General features: G+C 42.6%; 19 protein-coding genes. 9 read left to right on the top strand and 10 right to left on the bottom strand.

From position 1 onward, the window contains the following. From VR862_RS15055 to VR862_RS15020, 8 genes are all read left to right on the top strand, one after another. A complete protein-coding gene (locus VR862_RS15055; protein ID WP_324721852.1) occupies positions 1–579 on the top strand; it encodes an acyltransferase in 579 nt (192 codons plus the stop codon). After that, positions 576–1427: a polysaccharide deacetylase family protein gene (locus VR862_RS15050; RefSeq protein ID WP_324721851.1), complete on the top strand. Its 852-nt coding sequence runs from the start codon at positions 576–578 to the stop codon at positions 1425–1427. The genes VR862_RS15055 and VR862_RS15050 overlap by 4 nt, the downstream gene beginning before the upstream one ends. Positions 1428–1457: 30 nt before the next feature. Further along, complete coding sequence (wecB, locus tag VR862_RS15045; protein WP_324721850.1) at positions 1458–2579, top strand: non-hydrolyzing UDP-N-acetylglucosamine 2-epimerase; 1122 nt, start codon at positions 1458–1460, stop codon at positions 2577–2579. A 190-nt stretch (positions 2580–2769) separates the two neighbouring features. Continuing rightward, positions 2770–3909, top strand: a complete 1140-nt coding sequence (locus tag VR862_RS15040; RefSeq protein WP_324721849.1) for an MraY family glycosyltransferase — start codon at positions 2770–2772, stop codon at positions 3907–3909. Between the two features lie 168 nt (positions 3910–4077). Next, the gene (locus tag VR862_RS15035) at positions 4078–4851 is read left to right on the top strand and encodes a polysaccharide biosynthesis/export family protein (protein ID WP_324721848.1); all 774 of its coding nucleotides are present in this window, start codon (positions 4078–4080) and stop codon (positions 4849–4851) included. A 1-nt stretch (position 4852) separates the two neighbouring features. Then, the gene (locus VR862_RS15030) at positions 4853–7255 is read left to right on the top strand and encodes a GumC family protein (protein WP_324721847.1); all 2403 of its coding nucleotides are present in this window, start codon (positions 4853–4855) and stop codon (positions 7253–7255) included. 424 nt (positions 7256–7679) lie between these two features. Continuing rightward, positions 7680–9107 (top strand): capsule assembly Wzi family protein, encoded by a 1428-nt coding sequence (locus VR862_RS15025; protein ID WP_324721846.1) that lies wholly within the window; start codon positions 7680–7682, stop codon positions 9105–9107. An 85-nt stretch (positions 9108–9192) separates the two neighbouring features. Then, positions 9193–9780, top strand: a complete 588-nt coding sequence (locus VR862_RS15020) for a porin family protein (RefSeq protein ID WP_416384504.1) — start codon at positions 9193–9195, stop codon at positions 9778–9780. 412 nt (positions 9781–10192) lie between these two features. Here the strand turns inward: VR862_RS15020 and kynU are convergent, their stop codons facing one another. After that, the gene (kynU, locus tag VR862_RS15015; protein WP_324721977.1) at positions 10193–11461 is read right to left on the bottom strand and encodes a kynureninase; all 1269 of its coding nucleotides are present in this window, start codon (positions 11459–11461) and stop codon (positions 10193–10195) included. A 141-nt stretch (positions 11462–11602) separates the two neighbouring features. Between kynU and VR862_RS15010 the strand changes: the two genes are divergently transcribed. Continuing rightward, the gene (locus VR862_RS15010) at positions 11603–11992 is read left to right on the top strand and encodes an endonuclease domain-containing protein (protein WP_324721844.1); all 390 of its coding nucleotides are present in this window, start codon (positions 11603–11605) and stop codon (positions 11990–11992) included. Between the two features lie 80 nt (positions 11993–12072). On the opposite strand, the gene VR862_RS15005 is transcribed toward VR862_RS15010, so the two are convergent. From VR862_RS15005 to VR862_RS14965, 9 genes are all read right to left on the bottom strand, one after another. After that, entirely contained in the window at positions 12073–12714 is a 642-nt protein-coding gene (locus tag VR862_RS15005) for an O-methyltransferase (RefSeq protein ID WP_324721843.1), read from the bottom strand. Between the two features lie 184 nt (positions 12715–12898). Further along, entirely contained in the window at positions 12899–13180 is a 282-nt protein-coding gene (locus tag VR862_RS15000; RefSeq protein ID WP_324721842.1) for a Sec-independent protein translocase subunit TatA/TatB, read from the bottom strand. Between the two features lie 673 nt (positions 13181–13853). Then, positions 13854–16160, bottom strand: coding sequence for a M1 family metallopeptidase (locus tag VR862_RS14995; protein WP_324721841.1), 2307 nt, complete (start codon positions 16158–16160; stop codon positions 13854–13856). A 56-nt stretch (positions 16161–16216) separates the two neighbouring features. Further along, positions 16217–16720 carry a DUF6702 family protein gene (locus VR862_RS14990; RefSeq protein WP_324721840.1) on the bottom strand — a complete coding sequence of 168 codons (504 nt, stop codon included), beginning with the start codon at positions 16718–16720 and terminating at the stop codon, positions 16217–16219. Positions 16721–17671: 951 nt separating this feature from the next. Then, positions 17672–18835 (bottom strand): sigma-54-dependent transcriptional regulator, encoded by a 1164-nt coding sequence (locus VR862_RS14985; protein ID WP_324721839.1) that lies wholly within the window; start codon positions 18833–18835, stop codon positions 17672–17674. Positions 18836–18975: 140 nt separating this feature from the next. Continuing rightward, a complete protein-coding gene (locus tag VR862_RS14980; RefSeq protein ID WP_324721838.1) occupies positions 18976–20268 on the bottom strand; it encodes an ABC transporter permease in 1293 nt (430 codons plus the stop codon). After that, a complete protein-coding gene (locus tag VR862_RS14975; RefSeq protein ID WP_324721837.1) occupies positions 20261–21190 on the bottom strand; it encodes an ABC transporter ATP-binding protein in 930 nt (309 codons plus the stop codon). Before VR862_RS14975 ends, VR862_RS14980 begins: the two co-directional genes overlap by 8 nt. 220 nt (positions 21191–21410) lie before the next feature. After that, a complete protein-coding gene (gene dnaJ / locus VR862_RS14970; protein WP_324721836.1) occupies positions 21411–22535 on the bottom strand; it encodes a molecular chaperone DnaJ in 1125 nt (374 codons plus the stop codon). Positions 22536–22572: 37 nt separating this feature from the next. After that, positions 22573–23169: a nucleotide exchange factor GrpE gene (locus VR862_RS14965; RefSeq protein WP_324721835.1), complete on the bottom strand. Its 597-nt coding sequence runs from the start codon at positions 23167–23169 to the stop codon at positions 22573–22575. Between the last annotated feature and the right edge of the window lie 101 nt (positions 23170–23270).

Below are 23270 nucleotides of genomic sequence, written 5' to 3'. Positions count from 1 at the left end.
ATGGGTAAAAAAAATAGTCTAGCCTATAAGGCTTTGGTAAATGTAGGCCTGAACTTTTCAGAAGAAGAATACGGTGACATAACTTTTACTAGGGCAATTACACGTGCATTAAAAGGGGTGTGCAAAGCTATTTTATTGAAATATTGCATGTATTCCGTAATATTTTCTCCTTTAAATTACCGATACATTCGTCCTCGTCTTTGGCGGATTATGGGAGCAAAGGTGGATAAAAGGGCATTTATAGGTTATGAAGTATGGATGGATTTCAATCACGCTGAATTAATTGAAATTGGAGAAGGTGCACATATCACAAATCGGTGTCTCTTATTGTGCCATCAAAGAGATTTAAAAAATTATTTTGTTGGTGATGATTCTACAAAATTACCGTATACAAAGAAAAAAATTAAAATAGGAAAAGGAGTAATGGTAGGAATGGATACCGTTATAATGCCCGGTGTAACGATTGGTGAAGGAGCTATAATTGGAGCAGGATCCTTAATTACTAAAGATATTCCTTCATGGACAATAGCATCCGGTAGACCAGCAAAAGTAATCAAAGAAATACCTAAACGAAATTGAATATCTTAACATTTGACATAGAAGAATGGTTCCATCTTTTAGACAATGCCTCTACCCGAACAGAAAAGGAATGGAATTCTTTTGAAAGCAGAATTCATTTAAATATAGAACGGATTCTTCAACAACTGGAATGTCATAAAGCAAAAGCGACTTTCTTCTGTGTAGGATGGATTGCTGAAAAATATCCGGAAGTAATCCAGCAAATTCTTAGCCACGGTCATGAAATAGGGTCCCATACAAGAATGCATCAACTAGTATATACCCAAGATCCTATAGAGTTTAGACAGGACGTAGAGCATTCAATTAAAACTCTTCAGGATATTTCTGGGAAGGAAATTAAATATTTTCGAGCTCCTGGCTTCTCGATAACAGAAAGGAATAAATGGGCTTTTGAAATTTTGTATAATCTTGGAATTGAAATAGATTCCTCTGTTTTTCCAGCCGCAAGAGCCCACGGAGGATTTCCCTCTTATAAAGAGGCTAAACCTTCCTTTATACAATACAATGATATCCAGTTAAAGGAAATGCCCATTAGTTCCATAACGATGTTTAAAAAATCTATAATCTTCTCTGGGGGAGGTTATTTCAGGCTTTTTCCTTATTCATTGGTAAAAAAATGGACGACAGCCTCACCCTACATGATGACTTATTTACACCCAAGGGATTTTGACCCTGATCAACCTGTAATTGATGATTTATCTGCTATCAGGAAATTTAAGTCCTATGTGGGAATAAAAGGAGCTGAAAAAAAACTTAACAGATGGTTAGAAGATTTCAAATTCATTGATATTCAAACTGCAGATAATATGATTGATTGGGAACAGGTGCCAGTGGTAAATTTAAATTAAAGATCCTCCTTATATAATTAAAATTCTACTATGACAAATATTACAATAATAGCGGGAGCACGTCCCAATTTCATGAAGATCGCTCCTATTATCAAAGCTGTTAAAGCAGCAAAAGCACAGGGAGAAGATATTGAATTTCGCCTGGTACACACTGGGCAGCATTACGACAAGAAAATGTCGGGTTCCTTCTTTGAGCAACTAGGGATCCCTGAACCACATTCCAACCTGGAAGCCGGTGGCGGGAGTCAGGCAGAACAGACCGCCAATATCATGGTCCGCTTTGAAAAAGAACTTCAGGAGAATCCTGCAGATGTTGTCCTGGTTGTAGGTGATGTAACGTCAACTATGGCCTGCAGTATTACTGCGAAGAAATTAAATACACAGGTGGTGCACGTGGAGGCAGGTATCCGTTCAGGAGATCTTACAATGCCCGAGGAGATCAACCGCATGGTCACTGACAGTATTACCGACCATTTCTTTACCACCTCAGAGATAGCCAACAGTAATTTGCGCAATTCAGGAATCGAAGAAGATCGTATCCACTTTGTGGGCAATACCATGATCGACACGCTTCTTTCCAATATCCCGAATTTCCTTGATCCAAAGATTGAAGTAAATGGCGAAAAATTAAAAGAAAAAGGATATTTCGTGCTTACCCTGCACCGCCCGGCCAATGTGGATGAGGAAGAGAAACTAAAAGAAATGATGCAGGCCATCATAGATGGCACTGGGGAGCTACCGGTGATCTTTCCCGTACATCCACGTACCGCAAAAATCCTTCAGAATCTGGGAATTGAACATGACAGACTGCATTATGTAGAGCCTCTCTCCTACCTCGAATTTAATTACATGGTGAAAAATGCCAAGGCAGTGATCACCGACTCCGGGGGAATTACCGAAGAAACTACTGTCATGGAAGTTCCTTGTCTGACACTACGTGACAATACAGAACGTCCCGAAACCATAACCATGGGAACCAATGAACTCGTGGGAACAGATCCAAAAAAATTGAAGCCTTACCTCGATAAGCTGATGGCTGGAGACTGGAAAAAAGGTGGCGAGATTCCGCTCTGGGATGGTAAAACGGCAGAAAGAATTGTAGAGCGATTGCTGGAGATTTATCAGCCGAAGTTAGAAGTAAACCAAAATTAGAAGGACGAAGTTAGAAGTACGATTTTTTTTCGACGACAGCTTTTAACATGCCTCGCATTTAAATTGTAAACGATTTAAAGCTAAAGGCCAAAGGCTAAAGGCTTTTCCCCATAAACATTACACATTAAACCTTATTCATTTCCCATTCGTCCCCTACCGATTGGAATCCACCAACTAAAATTTTCCAATTATGAACATCCTTGATCAGGAGGTGATCCTGGAACTTTTTCGTGAAAATTATGAGCTATTTGTGCTGCTGGTTTTTTCGCTGACCTTCAGTCTAACTTTTTATCTCATTCCCAAGGTATTATGGGTTAGCAAGGAGAAGAATTTGATGGCCGGAGTGAATGAACGTAGCTCCCACTCCGTTGCTGTACCTAACTTTGGAGGAGTGGCCTTTTATATTACCATTGTGCTTGTGCTCTCCGTGTTGCAGAGCATGCGACTTACCTATGTTGGCAATCATCTTATTGCGGCCATTACCGTACTTTTTATGGTTGGGCTAAAGGACGATCTGGTGATCTCTACTGCCAGAGTTAAATTATTTGGTCAGATCACCGCAGCTCTTTTTCTTATTTTTTCACCTGAGTTACAGCTCAACAACCTACATGGCTTTTTAGGTTTTTCAGAAATTCCTGAAATAGCCGGATATTTTCTAAAAGGTTTTATTGTTGTTGCCCTCATCAACTCATTTAATTTAATAGATGGGATAGATGGATTAGCTGCCATAGTTGGAATTGTGATCTCTGTTGCCTACACCGCCATTTTTTACGTCACCGGCCAGCCATATTTTGTGCTGGTTAGCATTAGCCTAGCTGGAACTTTAGGTGCATTTCTGAGGTTTAACTTTTCACGAGGCAAGAGGAAGATCTTTATGGGAGATTCCGGTAGCTTAATTGTAGGACTCGTCCTGGCTTTTCTGAGTCTAAAATTTCTTGCTATGGAACCGATTGTTCCTCTTAAGTCTCTAGGATATAGCCCTGCAAACAGGCTTCTGTTTTTGGCCTGTATTCTTTTTTTACCGGTTTTTGATACTCTTAGGGTGATCATCATAAGAAAAATGAATGGCCTCAGCGCCTTTTCCCCCGATCGTAACCACGTCCACCACGTACTCATAGATCTTGGCCTATCCCACAAAAAAGCCAGCTTTAGCCTGGGTCTTTTAAACCTGGTGATCATTGGAGTTTATTATTCTCTTTCAAATATACTTAGCCATGCCTGGCTCTTGTTTCTTGTTGTTCTGTTGTATTCAGTCGTATTTGCTCTGTTTGGATGGCTTAAAGTTTTGGGTTCGAAGTCAGCGAAAGAGTCCATAGTCGGCTCCAGGTAGGCCTAGTTCTCGGTTTTAGATTTTAGTTGCCCAAGTTTAAATAAGTTAACCTTTGCCACAGATTTGGAATTTGGAATTTGGTAATTGGAATTTACCCGTATTTACGGGTTTCCGCATTGTTAAACAAATCTTAATATACTACCTTTGCACCTCTTTAATAAATACCTAATGAAAAGGAACTTTTTAATACTGGCGGCTCTTTCCTTGCTGCTAACAACTTCCTGTGTTTCACGTAAAAAAATAGCTTATTTCCAGGATCTGCCACAGCTGCAGGCGGAAGTCGATCTTGCAAAGAGCAACTTGGAAATTCAGCCGAATGACCTGCTTACCATAACTGTTTCCGCAGCTAACCTGGAGGCTGTACAACCTTTCAATTTACCGGTCACTTCTGCTCCGAGAATAGGAGACATGGGAGTACAGGGAAACATGCAACTGCAATCTTACCTGATAGATAGCGACGGGAATATAGAATTCCCTGTTCTGGGTACGGTCCACGTCGCCGGACTCACACGACAGGAGCTAATAGAAAAATTAAAAACAGAGATTTCTGAATATGTTCACAATCCTATAGTTAATATTAAGATCGTAAACTTTCAAATCACCATCCTGGGGGAAGTGAGCCGTCCCGGAACTTTTACCGTACCCGATGAGCGGATAAGTCTTCCAAAAGCGCTTGGTCTGGCAGGAGATCTTACCATCTATGGTCAAAGAGATAATGTGCTTGTAATGCGGGAGACCGGCGGCAAGACCACGTACAAATATATTGACCTCACCGGCAGTGATTTTATCAATTCCCCCTACTATTATCTTCAACAGAACGATGTGATCTATGTGGAGCCAAATAAGGCTCAAAGACAGGGGGCAAGCTATAACCGCAACGCCTCGGTCTATATTTCGATCGCCTCTGTGCTTATTTCATTAATCGTAGTTATTTTCCGTTAATATGTCACAACAACCTACTCCCGTTCGCCCACAGGAAGAAGAAATAGATCTAAGGGAACAGCTTGAAATTTATTTGCGCCGCTGGCCGCTTTTTGTTGCCGGGGTGATCATTTGCCTTGCCCTTGCCTTCCTTTACCTGCGTTACTCCACTGCTGTCTATAATACAGTAGCGACCATCATTATCAAGGATGAGAAAAAAGGTGCAGGCTCTTCGGAACTTGCTGCCTTTGCCGATCTGGGCCTTTTAGGCGGAATGGGTACTGCTTCCATTGAAAATGAAATAGGCATCCTGAAATCAAAACGCCTTATGACCAATGTGGCGAAAGAACTGAATCTGAACGTTCGCTATTATTACGAAGAAACAGTCCCTCCTTCTGAAGTTTTTGCCGAACGCCCTTTTAACATTCAGCTCCTGGCTTTTGATGCAGAACGCTTCAGGAAGATAGAGGAACCTGAGCCGCTCATCTTCACTATTCTTTCAGATTCTACATTTTCGGTAAAAGCTGAAGACATGGGTGTCAAAAAGTTGAATTTTGGAGAGGCTTTTGCTTTAGCCTATGCTGAAATTTCGGTCACTCCTAATCTTACCGACCTTACTGAAGCTATAGAAAAAGGTTCTGTAAAAGTCATTTTTAGCACTGTTGATGCGGCAGCAGCTGCATATCGCGAGAAACTTCAGGTGAATCTAACTGACAAGAATTCCAGTCTGATAGAACTTGGGCTCCAGGATCCTGTGCGATCCAAAGCACAACAGATCCTGGATCAGCTAATTTATCAATACAATCAGGAGGCCATAGAAGACAAAAATTTGGTGTCCCAGAATACTGCCGACTTTATTGAAGACCGTCTGGCTATTATTACTGAAGAACTGGATTCGGTAGAAACTAATAAGGAGCAATTCAAAAAAGCGAATCAGCTAACTGATATTGAAGCTGAATCAAAGCTTTTCATTGAAAACGCCAGTGATTTCAGAAACAGACAACTCGCAGTGGAAACCCAGCTTGAATTGGCTCGTACCATGATAGACTACCTGAAGTCGGACAAAGGCGGATTACTTCCTGCCAATCTAGGCTTTGAAGAAGGCGGAAATGAAGGAGTGGCGAATATAATTCAGTCGTACAACCAACTTGTTCTGGAAAGAGATCGTATTCTTGCTGGCTCTACTTCCAGCAACCCTGTTATTGTAAATCTGAACAATCAAATTCAGCAGATCAAGGCTAACGTACTGGAAAGTTTGAACAATATGCGGACTTCCCTGCAGATCGCCAAAAGAGATCTCGATGCCCAGGAAGCAAAGATCGAATCTCAAATAGCGCGTGTTCCTTCCAAGGAAAAGCAATTTCGAAATATCGAACGCCAGCAGAACATCAAAGAAGCTCTTTACCTGTTCCTGCTTCAAAAAAGGGAAGAAACATCATTGTCTCTGGCCGTAACCGCACCAAAAGCCAAAATCGTGGATGCTGCTTACAGCTCCAACGAACCGGTTTCACCCAAACCAAAGATCATTTTACTTGCTGCTTTGATCCTGGGGCTGCTTATTCCATTCCTGTATATCTATTTAAAGCAGCTACTGAGTAACAAGATTGCAGACCGAAACGATATTGAGAGTGTTACAAAAGAAATTCCAATTGTAGGTGAGGTGCCAAGAATTGCTAAAAAAGAAAGTGATCTTATTGCAAATAATGACCGTTCTGTACTCGCTGAATCTTTCAGGATCTTACATACCAACCTACAGTACCTCCTGGTAAATGCGGGGGATAAGTTTGAAGGAAATACCATCTTTGTCACCTCAACGGTTAAAGGAGAAGGAAAGACCTTCGTAGCATTTAACACCGCACTTACGCTGGCATATTCAGGTAAAAAAGTGTTATTGGTTGGAGCCGATCTGCGGAATCCGCAGCTACAACGTTACGAAGCCGATGCACGATCTTATTTGGGAGTCAGTGATTATCTGGTGAACGATAACCTGAACCTAAACGATCTCATCACCACTTCCAAAGCTAATGAGAGTGTTCATCTTTTAGCCTCCGGAACCATTCCTCCTAACCCCTCGGAATTATGGAGACGTAAAAAAGCTGCTACTTTTTTTAAGGAGCTTGAAGGAAACTATGATTATGTAATAGTGGATACAGCTCCATGTATGCTGGTCACAGATACTTTTCTTATCAATCAATATGCAGATATCACCCTTTACGTCACCCGCGCCGGTTATACGGAAAAGAAACTGCTTAACTTCGCGGTTGATGCCAGGAAAGAAGGTAAGCTTAAGAATGTAAGCTTCGTGCTTAACGACGTGGAAGCTGCCAACTTTGGTTACGGTAATAAGTACGGTTATGCTTACGGAGAAGAGACTGAGGGCTTCTGGAAAAAGTTGAGAGGGAAAGCGGCATTTTGGAGCCTGTAGTTTTTAGTCGATAGTCTTTTGACGGTAGACGGTAGATCAGTCGGTAGACGATAGTTCGTAGTCCAAAAAAGGACGATTTTGCCATTCCGACGGAGCATCAGCTTCGATAGAAGGTGAGGCGACGAGGAAACTCTTTTGAAGTTCGATTTTTAAAAGTACGAAATTAGAAGTTGCTTTGAGCCATTAGCCATTGGCTTTTAGTCCATTAGCTCTGTCGCCTCTTTGCAAGGCTGCATTTTGAAGCAGTCGAAGCAATCTTTCCTAAGAAGAAAGATTTGGCTATTGACTCCTAACTAGAGAAATGCTCACGAACAAGAGATTGCTTCAGTCGGTCTATCATTCCCTCACAAAGACGGAAAAACCCTTATCTTTTTTACTCTTGAGTTTCTTGTAAAAAAGCAGAACAAAATTATTATTTCAACAAATGAACTTTATACTTTCTCACATTAGCAGCATTCTCGTGCTGCTTTTGTTTATGCCATTAACTGCCTTTAGTCAATTAACAGCCGCAGCTGAAATATCAGGAACCGGTTTACTCTCTACCGGCGACACCTTACCCTTCTGGCAGCACACCAACACCCGTGGAAGAATTTCTGAAGAGACAAACTTTGCTGCTCTCGCTTCTGCAGAATTAAATTACAACATCAACCAAAGATCAAACCTACAGGCTGGAGCAGGGATTTTTTTTAACAATGCCCTTCTTGAAGATGACATCAAAGTTGATGAACTTTTCCTAACCTACTCTTTTAGCTGGCTAAATATAACAGCCGGAAGAAAGCAGGAACAAGAGTTATATCAGGGACTGAGTGCCACCAATGAAAATATTCTTTGGTCTCTCAATCCGCGACCTTTCCCCGGGATTAAATTGAAAACTAACAGACCTGTATGCTTTACGAAAAACAAAAAATGGGCTTTTGAAGCAGAATGGGCCGAATACTTAACGACTAATGACCGGTATGTTCAGGATGCTCAATTACATCACAAAAGTTTTCATCTGAACTACTTCACCTCAAAATGGATATTTAAAGCGGGAATTCAACATTTTGCTTTCTGGGCAGGTAACTCACCTTCATGGGGTGAGCAACCAGCTTCTTTTTCGGATTATTTGAGAGTCGTTGCAGGAAGGGAGGGCGGAGAAACGGCTCTAAAAGGAGACCAGGTAAATGTTCTTGGAAGTCATTTAGGTAGCTATGAGCTTTATACTACTAGAAAATTCGACAGTTCATCCCTTACCTTTATATACAACAGCATATTTGAAGACGGTTCCGGAAGCCGCTTGGCAAACTTTCCTGATGGGCGGTATGGATTGTATTTTGAACAACAAAACCAAAATAAATGGATCACTGGTGTTATTTATGAGCTCTACTACACTAAAAATATGAGCCAGACGGGTCCCCATTTGTATGACAGTTATTTTAACAATTGGGTTTACGCCTCGGGCTGGACCAACAACAACAGAATAATTGGGGTTCCATTTATGACCACGAACTACTATGAAGATTATCCCTTGGGCACAAAAACCATAAGAGTGGGAAACAATTCAGTTCTGGTTCATCATTTTGGGCTCACAGGTGCCGCTTTTAAAAACTATCCCTACAAAATATTAGCATCATACCGTAACAATTACGGTCACTATAGAAATACTGGTTTAAAAACTTTCGAGTACTACTCCTCGAATGATCCTAGAGGGAAATTCCGATTACCACCTAATGTTATTTCCACCTTTGCTGAAGTTCAAATACCAGTTCGACCTTTCAAATTAAAGCTACAAGTAGCCGGTGATTTTTCTGTAAAAGAAACTATTATAGGAGCAGGATTTTCTGTTACTTACAGATTTTCTAATTCTTTTTAAAATTTAAATGGTACTTTTCAAGCAATCTGTAACTTTAATATGTCTTTTCACCTTATGTTTTGCCTCCTATAGCCAACAAGTCTCAATGGGCGTAAAAGGTGGCTTAAATTACAGTATCAATCAATACGCAGCAGAAATTACAAGCGCACAAGGAACATTTACAACAACTTCTCAGATTGGATATCAGCTTGGCACTTTTCTACAATGGGAGCTTAGCGACCTTTATCTACGTCCTGAAGCATATTACTCTCTCACAAAAGGAGAATTTTCATTCCCCAATATATCTTCAGCCTACAGCATCAAGAAAGTCAGTTTACCGGTGCTTATAGGGTGCAACATTTCTGAACGGGTAAGTGTATTTGTCGGCCCGGCCTATCAGCATATTTTGGAAAGCAACCTTGACAACGTGAAAGAAGCTGTTTTTAGTCAGCAAAGAAATCTTGCAGCCCAGGTGGGTCTAATGTTAGAATTTCAACGGCTTCAAATAGATCTACGTTATGATTTTACTTTTAATTCTCCCGTTACTCAGCAAATAAGCATCCCCGGTATATTAGATAACGCTCTTTTGGATGATGGCCGACTTAATCAGTTTATGTTGTCTGTTAGCTATAAACTTTTTGCACCAGGTTTACCTGAAGTATTTCAAAAAAGGAATTCGAGCTGTTATTTTTAAAAGAGACTTATGGGAAAATCGGTGTTAACTCTGGGGTTCTGGATACATTCTTCTCTATCGGAATATACTACAAATTTCAAAGTTAGAGCAAAAGTAAGAACTTAGAAGTAAAAGCTTTTTGCTCTTATATTTTTAGAGCATTCTCTCCTTGACTTCGCCATTTCCCGTTTTACCCCTCCCCCTAAAGGGAGCCAGAAAAAGCATCTGCGGTAATTTGCGAGATCTGCGGGAAAATGATTCCGGGTTCAGGATTTAAAATTCAAAATTCCTTTTCTTCTTTCCCTTCGAATATGAAAAAATTATTACTTCACCAGTTATCTTATCACCATTGCCAAAGACGATAATAAGAATTTTCAAATTTTCTAATTCCTAAATCTTCAAATTCAACCTCTTGATTCTTGTCTCTTGATTCTTAATTTTCTATAAAATATTCCTTCAACACCATACCAAACCTCCACATATCCTCAAAGGAACAGTAAAACGGTGCCGGTGCCAGTCTTATCACATTAGGTTCCCGCCAATCAGTAATCACTCCGTTCTTCATAAGGTAATGGAACAGCTCTTTCCCTTGGCCGTGCAGAAAGACTGAAAGCTGAGTTCCCCTTTCCTTCGGAGTAATGATTTCGAAGTCCCCTCCGACTTCCTTGGCTACTTCCTGCAGGATAAACTCGAGGTAAGCAACTATTTTGTCCCGCTTATTAATTAGTGCGGGCATTCCCACTTCTTCAAAGTATTCCAGAGAAGCCAGGTGAGGTGCCTGAGCAATAACGGGAGCGTTAGATATCTGCCAGGCATTGCTGTCCGGTTCCGGTTGAAAATCAGGTTCCATTAAGAATCGGCGTTCTTTATTATGTCCCCACCAGCCCTCAAACCTCGGAATATCCTTCTGCCCGTGATATTGGTCGTGCACGAAGAACCCTGAAACATTACCCGGTCCGGAGTTCATATATTTATAGCTGCACCAGGATGCGAAATCCACTTCCCATTCATGTAGCTTCAGTTCCACATTCCCCGCAGCATGTGCCAGGTCCCATCCCACAAAAGCACCTACTCCCTTACCTGCTTTAGTAATGGTCTCCATATCGAGCACCTGTCCACTGTAGTAGTTCACTCCCCCCATCAACACCAGTGCACACTCCTCTCCTACTTCGTTGATCTTCGACAGGATATCCTCTGTTCTGAAATGATGTTCTCCTTCTCTTTTCTTCACCTCCACAATCACCTCTTCAGGATCCAGTCCATGAAACCGCACCTGACTAGCTATCATATATTGATCACTGGGAAATGCTTTTTCTTCCATAATGATCCTATACCGCTGCTTTGTCGGCCGGTAAAAGCTAACCATCAGCAAATGCAGGTTTACTGTAAGAGTATTCATTACGCCCACCTCAGTTGGCTTTGCTCCCACAATTGGCGCCAGCTTCTGCGAGAACCTCTCGTGATAATCCCACCAGGGCTTCTCTGCCTGAAAATGTCCTTCCACCGCCAGCTCCGCCCAATCGGTCATGATCTCATCAACATACTTTTTGGCATTTTTGGGTTGCAGTCCCAAAGAGTTTCCGGTGAAGTAAATAACCTCTTTGCTGTTAATTTTGGGGAAGTGGAATTTGTTTCTATAGTCTTTTAGAGGGTCTTGTTGGTCGAGGTGTTGGGCGTATTGGAGGGTTTTTTGGAAGTGCATCATTAATTATTTGTTTTCAAAAATACAGTTTTTTAATTCCTTTTCCGGCTCCCTTTAGGGTTGGGGCAGACCGGAAAAGGAAAAACTAATTCTTTTGCCCCTCCCTAAAGGGTGAGAATTAGTTTTCCTAAATTTACTACAGTGAAAAAAGATAATCCATATCATAATAACAGTATGTGGAAAGGTGCCCGATCTGAGACTTTCAAGAGGGCAGAGCATCTTCGCAACAATCCGACAGAGGCAGAAAAACTTCTGTGGGAAAAATTAAGATGTCATCCTTTTAAAAAATTCCACTTCAGGCGGCAACATCCCATCCATAATTTCATTGTCGATTTTTACTCACATCACCTGAAATTAGTAATTGAAGTAGATGGAGGATATCACGAAAGTCACGAGCAGCAAATAGAAGATCAATTACGCACAGAACTAATTCAGTTTCAAGAATTAGAAGTAATTCGCTTCACAAGTCAGCAGATCATCCAAGAAATGGAAACAGTATTAGAAATTCTATCCGAAAAGATAAATACCTAAAAATTTTTCCGGCTCCCTTTAGGGCCGGGGCAAAACGGAAAAAATTGTTGGAATTTGGTGCTTGTAATTTGATCATTCAACTATTTCCTCCTGGAAATAGTTAAACCATCCCTTACCGGCAACATCACCGTCTCCAACCGCTCATCCTCTGCTAATAACCTATTATATTCAAGAAGCGCTTTAGTAGACTCATCATCCTCCTTTACCGGCTCCACAACCTTTCCGCTCCAAAGGACATTGTCTGATAATACCACCCCACCCGGACGAATTTTCTCCATGATCTGCTGAAAATAAATCGGATAATTTGGTTTATCGGCGTCTATAAATACAAGGTCGAAATCCTCTTTTAGAGAGGGAATGATCTCTGTTGCATCTCCCAGATGTTGCACAATCTGATCTTTCCAGGGAGAGGCGTCAAAATATCTTTTTTGAAGATCCACCAATTCTTCATTGATGTCGATGGTGTGCAGAATTCCATCCGACTTCATTCCTTCTGCTAAACATAGAGCTGAGTAGCCTGTGTAGGTGCCGATCTCCAGAATGTTCTGCGGATTGATCAACTTCGACAGAATACTAAGCAACCGACCCTGATAATGTCCGCTCAACATTCTCGGCTGCAAGACCTTCTGGTTTGTTTCCCGGTTTAGTTGTTGAAGCAATTTCGGTTCTCTTGCAGAGTGAGTAACTACATAGTCGTCTATTTCTTGTGGAAGAAAATGCATTTCGAAGTTCGATTTTAGAAGTTGGAAGTACGAAGATAAAAAGCCATTGGCTATTGGCCATTAGCTGTTGGCTAATTTTTAGAAGTAGAGGTGGAAAGCAGAAATAGTAGACCTAAAAAAACAGATGAAAAAATTTTAATTCAATGAAGTTGAAGGCCAAAGGCTAAAAGCTAATGGCTAACGGCTAGAAACGACGTTTCACCGAACCCGTGAGCTCCTCAATCTCCTCTTTCACCTTATCGGCTTCCTTTTTTAGATCGTCACCTATTGAAGTATCCATGCCGTGTTTTTCGGCGCTGCGCATAACTTCATTCTTAATATCATTAGTGGCATTTTTAATGCTGCGCATACCCTTTCCAAGCCCCTTGGCGATCTCTGGAATCTTATCGGCTCCAAAGACCATCACCAGGATGAACATGATAAAGGCAATCTCAGCCCCACTTATGAATAAAGGAAGTGTTTGCATACGCTGCAAATATACTCACTATTCCAATCACTAGAAAAGGCATGACGTTAAAAACAGAGCCTAGATCGCTGCGCTTCTAGAGCCTGGAACCTAGACTTGTGAAGGAACTGCTGCGCTCCCCTCCTTCGGAGGGGCTGGGGGAGGATGACGTCACACAAAAGAACCAGGACCGCTGCGCTACAAGAATCAAGAGCCAAGACAATTTTGAAAAAGAGGCTGGATCAATGCGCTGCCAGAGCCAGGACCCAAGACTTGTTAAGAAACTGCTGCGCACCTCCTGCGGAGGGGCCGGGGAATAAACACCCTACCCTTCGGGCACCCCTTCCTGCCGGCAGGCAGGCCTCCTTGAAAATGAGGTGAACTCACAGGTGCCTTTGGCACCCCCTGCCTCCGGCAGGTCGACAGCTTAAAACGAAAAAAGCGATCTCAGACTAACTAAGAAAAAGAAATACCTCAACTAACTCCCCTCCTTTGGAGAGGCGAGGGGGAGGATGAGCATAAAAAAACCCTCCAAAAAGAGGGTCTTTTACTCATTTATCTGTATAAACTCCTTCCGCAGGAAGGAAAAAACTTTCAAGCGTTTTAACCTCCAAAGACTCCCCTCCTTTTTTTAAGAGGCCCGCCTGCCGGCCGGCCGGCAGGGGTGGCTCCGCCAGAGCGGAGACGGGGTGGTCTACTGTTGCGCCTTTTCCTTAAACTCCTGAAACTTGTCCACCTCAGCCTGCTGTGGCCATGAATTATTATCCACATTCACATCGGCCGTTTCAAGGTCCGGATCTACTACAATCTTTACGATCTCCTTGTCTGTTGCCAGTGCACGACTAACCTGCTGATCGTTTTTTCTCCAGATCTGTACCGGATAGGTCACTTTTTCCGAAGTACCATCAGCATAAGTGTACTCTACGATGATCGGCATTACAAGTCCGCCCGGCTTGTTAAAAGTCACCTGGTAAAAATACTTTGGTGCCTTCATGGAAGCTCTTTGCTGCGGAGTGAAATTATCCATCAAATACTCATTAAGAGTTGGAGCGTTTTCAGCAGGAGTCTTTCCTTTCATTTCAGCACTAAACTCTTCGCTACCCTCTTCCACTACATAAAGAAGATCCATAGATGAAGGATCTTCTACTCCATATCGCTGAAGTAGCTCTGTTCCTTCTTTGGTTGGCTTATCGGTGATATGGAACTTCTTAACTTCCTCTACTCCTATATCTACAAAATCTGTAGTATAGAACCAACCTCTCCAGAACCAGTCAAGATCAACCGCCGATGCATCTTCCATTGTTCTGAAGAAATCTTCGGGCGTTGGGTGTTTGAACATCCATCTCTGAGCATAAGTCTTAAATGCATGGTCAAAAAGCTCTTTTCCCATCACTGTTTCTCTCAAAATATTTAGAGCAGTTGCAGGTTTTCCGTAGGCGTTATTACCAAGCTGGTAAACATTCTCCGGATTTGACATGATAGGAGCAATGTATTTCTGATCTCCTTTCATGTAGTTCACGATCTTTGAAGGCTCTCCCCTTCTTGAAGGATATTTTGTGTGCGGCGCAATATCATCAGGATATTTCTCACCGTATTCCTGCTCGGCCACGTACTGCATGAAAGTATCAAGACCTTCATCCATCCAGCCCCACTGTCGCTCATCTGAATTTACGATCATTGGGAAAAAGTTATGTCCCACCTCGTGAATGATCACGCTCATCATTCCATACTTTACCCGGTCGCTGTAAGTCCCATCTTCATTTGGTCTACCGTAGTTCCAGGAGATCATAGGATATTCCATTCCCTGGTTCTTCGCATGTACCGAAATTGATTTGCTATACGGATAAGTAAACGTGTGATCTGAATATGACTTAAGGGTATGGGCCACCACTTTAGTTGAAAAATCTTCCCACAGCGGATTTCCCTCTTTTGGATAAAGAGAAACTGCCATAACATCTTTCTCGCCCAGATCAACAGCCATCATATCCCAAATGAACTTTCGGGAAGTAGCAAAGGCGAAATCCCTTACCATTTCTGCTTTCAACTTCCAGGTCTTCTTCTTATCAGAAAAACCTTTTTCGGCAGCCTCGGCTTCTTCCTGTGTAACGATCATCACCGGCTTATCGTAAGATTTCTTAGCCTGCTCATAACGACGCATCATTTCTTTGCTGAAAACTTCTTTTCTGTTCTGAAGCTCTCCTGTTCCGTCAAGAACGTGATCTGCAGGCACGGTGATGTTTACTTCATAATCTCCAAACGGAAGCGCAAATTCACCATTTCCCCAGAACTGGTAGTTTTGCCAGCCCTCTACATCATTATAAACAGCCATTCTTGGGAAGAACTGCGCGATCACATATGCGTTGTTTCCATCTTCCGGAAAATGCTCATAACCTGAACGTGCCCTGTCGGTAACGTGGTTGTTGATATTGTACCACCATGCAATGTCAAAAGTGAATTTTTCTCCTGCCTTTAATGGCTGCGGAAGGTCCACGCGCATCATAGTATTGTTGATCACTGTTTTTAGAGGCTTTCCGTTTGCGCTCACTTCTGTAATATTGAATCCGCCGTCAAAAGGCTCTTCCATATATTCTGAAACAAAGTTCCCCGGCTGTGCCACCGGCGGAATTCCATTTCCGTCCTTCAGTTTAGCTACTGCCTCTTTTGAGCGTATATTTTGATCCAGTTGCACCCAAAGATATTCGAGTACATCGGGTGAATTATTGTGGTAAGTGATGGTTTCACGGCCGGTGAGTTTTTGATTCATGTCATCCAGCTCGATGTCCATCTTGTAATCGGCCTCGTTTTGATAATAAGCGGGACCGGGCGCACCGCTTCCCGTGCGGTACTGGTTGGGGGTTGAGAATTCCTGGTATAACTGCCGGAATTTGTTCTCATTAATGTGTCCCTGCTCTGCTTTTTGTGGCTGTTCCGCTTCCTGGGCAAACACCCCGGCTGTAAACAGCATAAAAAAAGCCGCGAGGGCAGTTTTAATTGATCTCATATGTAAAATTTAAGTTTAGGTTGCTAAAAATAATTGAATTCTAAAGTTTCACAATTTTAATTGCTGAAATTTAACGTGCCGCTCAATGCGTCGCGCATTAACAGCAGACTCTTAATAGTCCCGCCATACTCGACTTTGACAACGTTTTTTTGCTCCGGAAAAAGATCGGTCAAAATCGCATTTTTGACACCTAATGTTTTTACAGGTTCGACATCTTCCACTTCCAGGTAAACCAGCAGCTGATCTTTATCGTACTCTTTCCCTATATAACTGAAGCTCCTCTCTTCCCCATTCACAGTCACGCCGAATTTACTCCGGAAATATTTCTCCACATACTCATCGGCAGCAGGATGTTCATCCCCTTTTACCAAAGTCAATTCTTTGCTGTATCTCATTTGCAGAAGATCTTCAAGATCATCGGTAAAAACATGAGAAATGATCTGTAGCGAACGCTGCTTTTCGTTGTACTCAATATCGGTCGCGCTGACATAGAATTTGTGAGCAGCAGTAAAAGCCATAAGCGGCAAAGTCGCTAAAAGAAGTAATATTATTTTTTTCATGAAGTCATCTGTACCTGAAGTTGTCTTCTTTATAACAAAGACCGTTCCATAGCAGGTGTAGTGAGTAAGACTGGTGGATTAGGAAAAGGTTTAACGGTAGTTCGGAGGCGAGAGTTCAGAGTTGAGAGATTTGGTTTCTTTCGTCTTTGCGATGGAGCCGAAAGGCGACTGAAGCAATCTGCCTCTTTAGAATTGCTCTCTTACTTTTACCCTAAAGAAAAATCGTGGTTCCGGCTATAGAGAATAAAAGCCCCAGCGGGGCGGCATATCTATAGCCCGGGGCTTTAGCCCCGGGATTAAATATAATGGGAAACCCAAAGCCCTGTAAGGGCGAAAGACAATTCAACGCCCCGTCCTAGGAAAACCTCTGCCGTCGACAGGCCCGACTCCCGGGAAAGAAAGGTTCAAAGGATAATTCTGAATAAATAGAAGGAGATTGCCGCGCTCCCTCCGGTCGCTCGCAAAGACGGTTCAAATGTTGAACGTAGGAATAGAAGGTCGGAACTTTAAAGCCCCAGCGGGGCGGCATATCCATAGCCCGGGGCTTTAGCCCAGGGATTAAATGAAATGGAAATCCAAAGCCCTGTAAGGGCGAAAGAAAACGGGAGAGATGGCACGGATTTCTAATCCGTGCTGATTAATACAATAAAGAAAAAACCCCGGAGGGGATAGTTCAAAGGATAATTCTGAATAAATAAAAGGAGATTGCCGCGCTCCCTGCGGTCGCTCGCAAAGACGGTTCAAATGTTGAACGTAGGAATAGAAGGTCGGAACTTTAAAGCCCCAGAGGGGCGGCATATCTAAAGCCCGGGGCTTTAGCCCCGGGATTAAATTAAATGAAAACCCAAAGCCCTGTAAGGGCGAAATAAAACGGGAGAGATGGCAGGGATTTCAAGTCCTTGCCGGAAACTAGTAGATCCTTCTACCTTCGTACTTCTAAAATCTGACTTCCTATTTGCTTGCAAACAACCTTACATCCTCCTCACTGACTTCCTGTCCACCAAGGATGATGAGGCGTTCCACCACGTTACGCAGTTCCCGGATATTTCCGGTCCAGTTGTATTCTTTCAGCAAATTAAGTGCGTCTTCGGTGAAGGTCTTTTTGTTGACTCCCTGTTCTTCAGTGATCTTATCGGCAAAGAAGTTCACTAGTAATGGAATGTCCTCTCTTCTCTCGTTAAGCCCGGGCACCTTTATAAGGATTACCGCAAGCCTGTGGTAAAGGTCTTCCCGGAATTTATTTTCCTCGATCTCCTTTTTGAGATCCTTATTCGTTGCGGCAATTACCCGGACATTCACCTTAATATCTTTGTCACTCCCCACGCGGGAGATTTTGCTTTCCTGAAGTGCCCGTAGCACCTTTGCCTGTGCAGAAAGACTCATGTCCCCTACCTCATCAAGAAATATTGTTCCTCCATTGGCGGCTTCAAATTTTCCTGCCCTGTCTTTGGCGGCAGAAGTAAAAGCTCCTTTTACATGCCCAAACAACTCACTTTCAATAAGCTCAGATGGGATTGCTGCGCAGTTCACTTCGATCATTGGTCCACCGGATCTATCGCTCTTTTGGTGCAGCCAGTGTGCTACAAGTTCCTTACCGGTTCCATTGGGGCCTGTAATAAGGACACGGGCATCTGTAGGCGCAACCTTTTCAATGATGTCTTTGATCTTTGTAATTGCTTCCGACTCACCGACCATCTCGAAATTCTTACCCACTTTTTTCTTGAGGCGGGTATTCTCCACTACCAGCTCTTTTCGGTCTAACGCATTCCGAACCGTATTCAGCAGCCTGTTGAGATCGGGTGGTTTGGAGATATAATCAAAAGCACCAAGACGCATGGTATTTACAGCGGTATCCAGATCCCCGTGGCCGGAGATCATCACGATTGGAATTTCCGGCTTGATCTTTTTCACAGCTTCAAGCACTTCCACTCCATCCATCTTTGGCATTTTTATATCACACAAGATAAGGTCGTAATCCTGATCTTTTGCTTTTTCAACTCCTTCAAGTCCGTCGGCAGCTTCGTCGACTTCATAAGCCGAACTTTCTTCAGTAAGTATTTTAATTAGTACTCTCCTAATGGCTGCTTCGTCTTCGATCAAAAGTATTTTTGGCATGCTTCCAGATTTATTTTTCGGCTTTAAAGGCCTCTTTTAATATAGTTCAGTTATCACCTTTTTGAAGTACAGGTAAGATACTAAATGTTTGGAAAGTGCAGTGAGAGCGGCATGCTCCTTTTACTAACCTTTTGAAAACTTTAATATTTAAGCCATTTATACAAGTCCTTGTAACCGGGTTTCTTTCCGTACATGAGAATTCCCACTCTATAGATCTTTGCCGCGATCCACACTACTCCGGCAATGGTAAGGATCAAAATGGCAACAGAAAGCGCAAGTTCCCACCAGGCGACTCCGAAGGGAATACGCATAAGCATTACTATGGGCGAGGTTAGCGGCACCATTGAAAAAACGGTCGACACTACCCCGTGCGGATTCTCAATTACTGCAAAGAAACCTACGTAAATTCCCAGCATAAGCGGGAGGATCACCGGCAGCATGAACTGCTGGGTATCTGTTTCATTATCAACAGCCGCACCAATAGCAGCATAAATTGCACTATAGAGAAAATATCCTCCAATGAAGTAGACCAGGAAACTCACCAGTAATAACAGCATGGGCAACTTGGCTATATCTATCACCAGCTGCTGCAATTCATTGTCGGAGATCTGTTCCACCGCCTGCTGTTGAGGACCGTGAAGCTCGGCCATACTCATTCCAGAAATTGCTGTAACTACTGTTAGCATCACCCCACCTAAAATTACCCAGATAATGAATTGGGTAATTCCTGCGAGAGAAGTCCCCAGGATCTTTCCCAGCATCAGGTGGATAGGTTTTACTGAAGAAATTATGATCTCGATGATCCTGTTGGTCTTTTCCTCAATCACACTTCGCATCACCATATTTCCGTAGATGATGATGAACATCATCAAGAGATATCCCGCCGCACCTCCAAAGAACATCTTGACGTAAGTTGACATTTTAGAGGTCTTTTCTCCGGAAAAGTTCTGGATGCCGATATCTACCTTAGCCCTGGATTCTGCAATAAGATCTACATCAATCCCGCGGGCCAGCAACTGCCGGTTCGTAAGTTTATCGCTAATTGTCTTTTCTACCTGCGTAAGAAATCCAAAGGCTGGTGCTTCTTTGGCAAAAAATTGAATATCGGGTATTGTGTTCTCCTTTAACTGCGGAATGTGAAGAAGCCCGTAATACTCCTTTTCCCTCACAATAGTTTTTGCTGCTTCGAGATCTATGGTAGAAAGGTCTATAAATTCAACATCTTCTGAACTTTTAAAATCGGCAACAAACTGATTACTTTCATCATTGATCGCCACCACACGCTTTTCTTCCGAATTTAAATTCACCAGGTAAGCTATGAGCACGATCATCCCCACCAAGATCAGGGGGCTCAAAAATGTCATTACGATAAAGGCTTTATTCTTCACCCTTGCCAGATACTCCCTCTTAATGATCAATTTCAAATTACGCATTGCTGGTCACGGTTTTAATGAATATGTCATTTACTGAAGGGATCACCTCCACAAAATGGTTGACCTGGGCCTGTGAGGTTAAATATGCCAACAGCTCATTCGGAGAAGAATCCCGGCCGATCTGTATCTGAAGTTTCAGGTCGTCATTGATGCTCTTGAACTGGGTGTCTGAAATGACAAATCTCTCCTCCAATTCTTTCCGCAGAACATCAGCATCGGGGGTTAAAAGCCCTACTTCATAAGTATTGGATTTGTACCTGCGTTTGATCTCATTCACTTCTCCATCCAGCAGTTTATTTCCGCGGTGGATCAGGGCCATATAATCACACATCTCCTCCACACTTTCCATGCGATGCGTAGAAAAAAGAATAGTTGCACCCTCTTTACGCAGCTGTAGAATTTCATCTTTTATCAGGTTGGCATTCACGGGATCGAAGCCGCTAAAGGGTTCATCAAAAATGAGCAACTTGGGACGGTGCAAAACCGTGACCACAAATTGCACTTTTTGAGCCATTCCTTTCGAAAGCTCCTGTATCTTCTTTCCCCACCAGTCCTGTATCTGCAACCTCTCGAACCAGTACTTAAGCCTTTCTTTGGCTTCAGCTTTAGAAAGACCTTTTAACTGGGCCAGGTACAAAGCCTGCTCCCCCACTTTCATGGATTTATAAAGTCCGCGCTCTTCGGGGAGATATCCAATATGCTGAATATCTTCGGGGCGTAATGGATGCCCGTCAAGAAGCATTCTTCCTTTATCGGGCAGCGTAATTTGATTGATGATCCTAATAAAAGTGGTCTTACCGGCGCCATTGGGCCCTAAAAGGCCAAAAATGCTGCCTCTCGGGATTTCCAGAGAAACATCATTAAGTGCAGTAAAGTCTCCAAATTGCTTTGAAACATTTTCTGCTACCAGGAGGTGATCCATAAATGTGGTTTGTGTAAAGATAGAATTTTGAAAAAAGCTGAAAGGGCATTAGGAAGAATTTAAGAATTCGTCCGGCAACCAAATGTGTCATCCCTTTAAATGCAAAACCCACCCTCGATTGCTCAAGGATGGGAAAAAAATTGCTATGAAAAAGAAAAATTTACCACTAACCTGAATTAGTGATGTTCAAATATATGCAAAAAATTTTAACGATTGCAAATTATGTAAACATATCTTTAACTTTTTCAAAAAATGATTTATCCGATTTTTCCGGCTTGGGTTGGAAATGTTCATCGTTAGCCATGCGCTCGAAAAAGTCTTTTTGCTCCCTATTCAGGGTTTTTGGTGTCCAAACATTTACATGAACCAGAAGATCTCCTCTGCCATAACCATTGATATTAGGAATACCCTTACCTCTCAAGCGGAGTATTTTTCCAGATTGTACTCCTTCATCTATTTTGATCCTTACTTTCCCCGAAACCGTTTCAATTTCCCGGGACGTACCAAGCACAGCTTCAGAAAGGCTTATATATAAATCGAAATGCAGGTTATCCCCTTCCCTTTGCAGGTACGCGTGTTCTTTTTCTTCTATGGCTACCAAAAGATCTCCCGGCACCCCATTGCCCGGTGCCTCATTCCCTTTTCCGGAAACCTTAAGCTGCATTCCTTCTACAACCCCGGCAGGGATCTTTATAGAGACAGTTTCTTCATTGACAATCAGGCCTTGGGCATCGGCATCGGCAGGACGTTGATCAATCATTTGTCCGCTTCCACCACAAGTAGTACAAGGAGTGGCAGTTTGCATACGACCAAGAATAGTGTTTGTCACCCTTGTCACCTGCCCGGTACCGTTACAGGTAGAACAGGTTTTATAAGTAGTTCCCGGTGCCTGAACCTTTCTTTTTACTTTTATTTTTTTCTCAACTCCGTTAGCGATCTCCTCTAGGGTAAGTGCAACGCGAATGCGCAGGTTACTACCTTTTGCCCTGCGCTGGCCACCGCCGCCAAAGCCTCCAAAACCTGAAAAGCCGCCGCCGCCGCCAAAGGCACCGCCGAAAATATCTCCAAACTGGCTGAAAATATCATCCATGTTCATTCCGCCACCGCCGCCAAAACCGCCATTCTCGAAAGCCTGGTGACCAAAACGATCGTATCTCGCCCGCTTATCTTCATTACTAAGAACTTCATAAGCCTCGGCAGCTTTCTTGAACATCTCTTCTGCCTTAGTGTCTCCCGGATTCTTGTCGGGGTGAAATTCTATAGCTTTCTTGCGGTACGCCTTCTTGATCTCGGCTGTGGTCGCGTTCTTGCTTATCCCTAATATTTCGTAATAATCCTGTTTCATGATATCTTTAAATGTTCTGGAATTAAAAAGTTACAGCCTACTTACCGGTAACCACTTTTGGATAACGTATAATTCGGTCACCTAGCTTATAACCTTTTTCTACAACGTCAACAACCTTGCCTTTTAATTTGTCCTTGGGCGCAGGGATCTGTGTGATGGCTTCGTGAATTTCGGCATCAAAAGTGTCTCCCTCTTTTACCTCCATTTGCTCAAGACCTTTGGATTTAAGGGTTTCCCTGAATTTGTTACTAATGAGTTCCACCCCTTTCAACAATTCCTTGTCTTTAGCTTTATTGATCTCGTTAAGAGCACGATCAAAATCATCAAGTACAGGAAGCATTGCCACAATGACGTCCTGACTGGCAGTTTTAAACATCTCTACGCGCTCCTTGCTGGTACGACGTTTATAATTTTCGAATTCTGCAAATAAGCGCAGAAATTTGTCTTTCTCCTTTTCAAGATCGGCTTTAAGCTGTTCTTTTTCTGAAGATTCCTCTCCTTCCGAACCGCCCTCATCCTTGCCGGCTTCTTTATTTTCGGCCTCTTCTATAGCATCGTCCAGTATCTCTTCTACCTGGTCCTTGATGCTTTCGTTTTCTGATATATTTTCCTGATTGCGTTCTTTCTCGCTCATTTTGATACAAATTTTATTCCGTGAGACAATTGGCAAAAGTACTGCCAAGAAAGTTGAAATGCCAAAATGTCACAGGAATCTTTTAGTATTCCTTTAGGAGA

It is taken from the genome of Salinimicrobium aquimaris, from assembly GCF_035607535.1.
In the GTDB taxonomy this organism is placed as follows: Bacteria; Bacteroidota; Bacteroidia; order Flavobacteriales; family Flavobacteriaceae; genus Salinimicrobium.
Note: the sequence above shows the minus strand (reverse complement) of the source record. Positions and strands in the feature narration are given on the sequence as shown.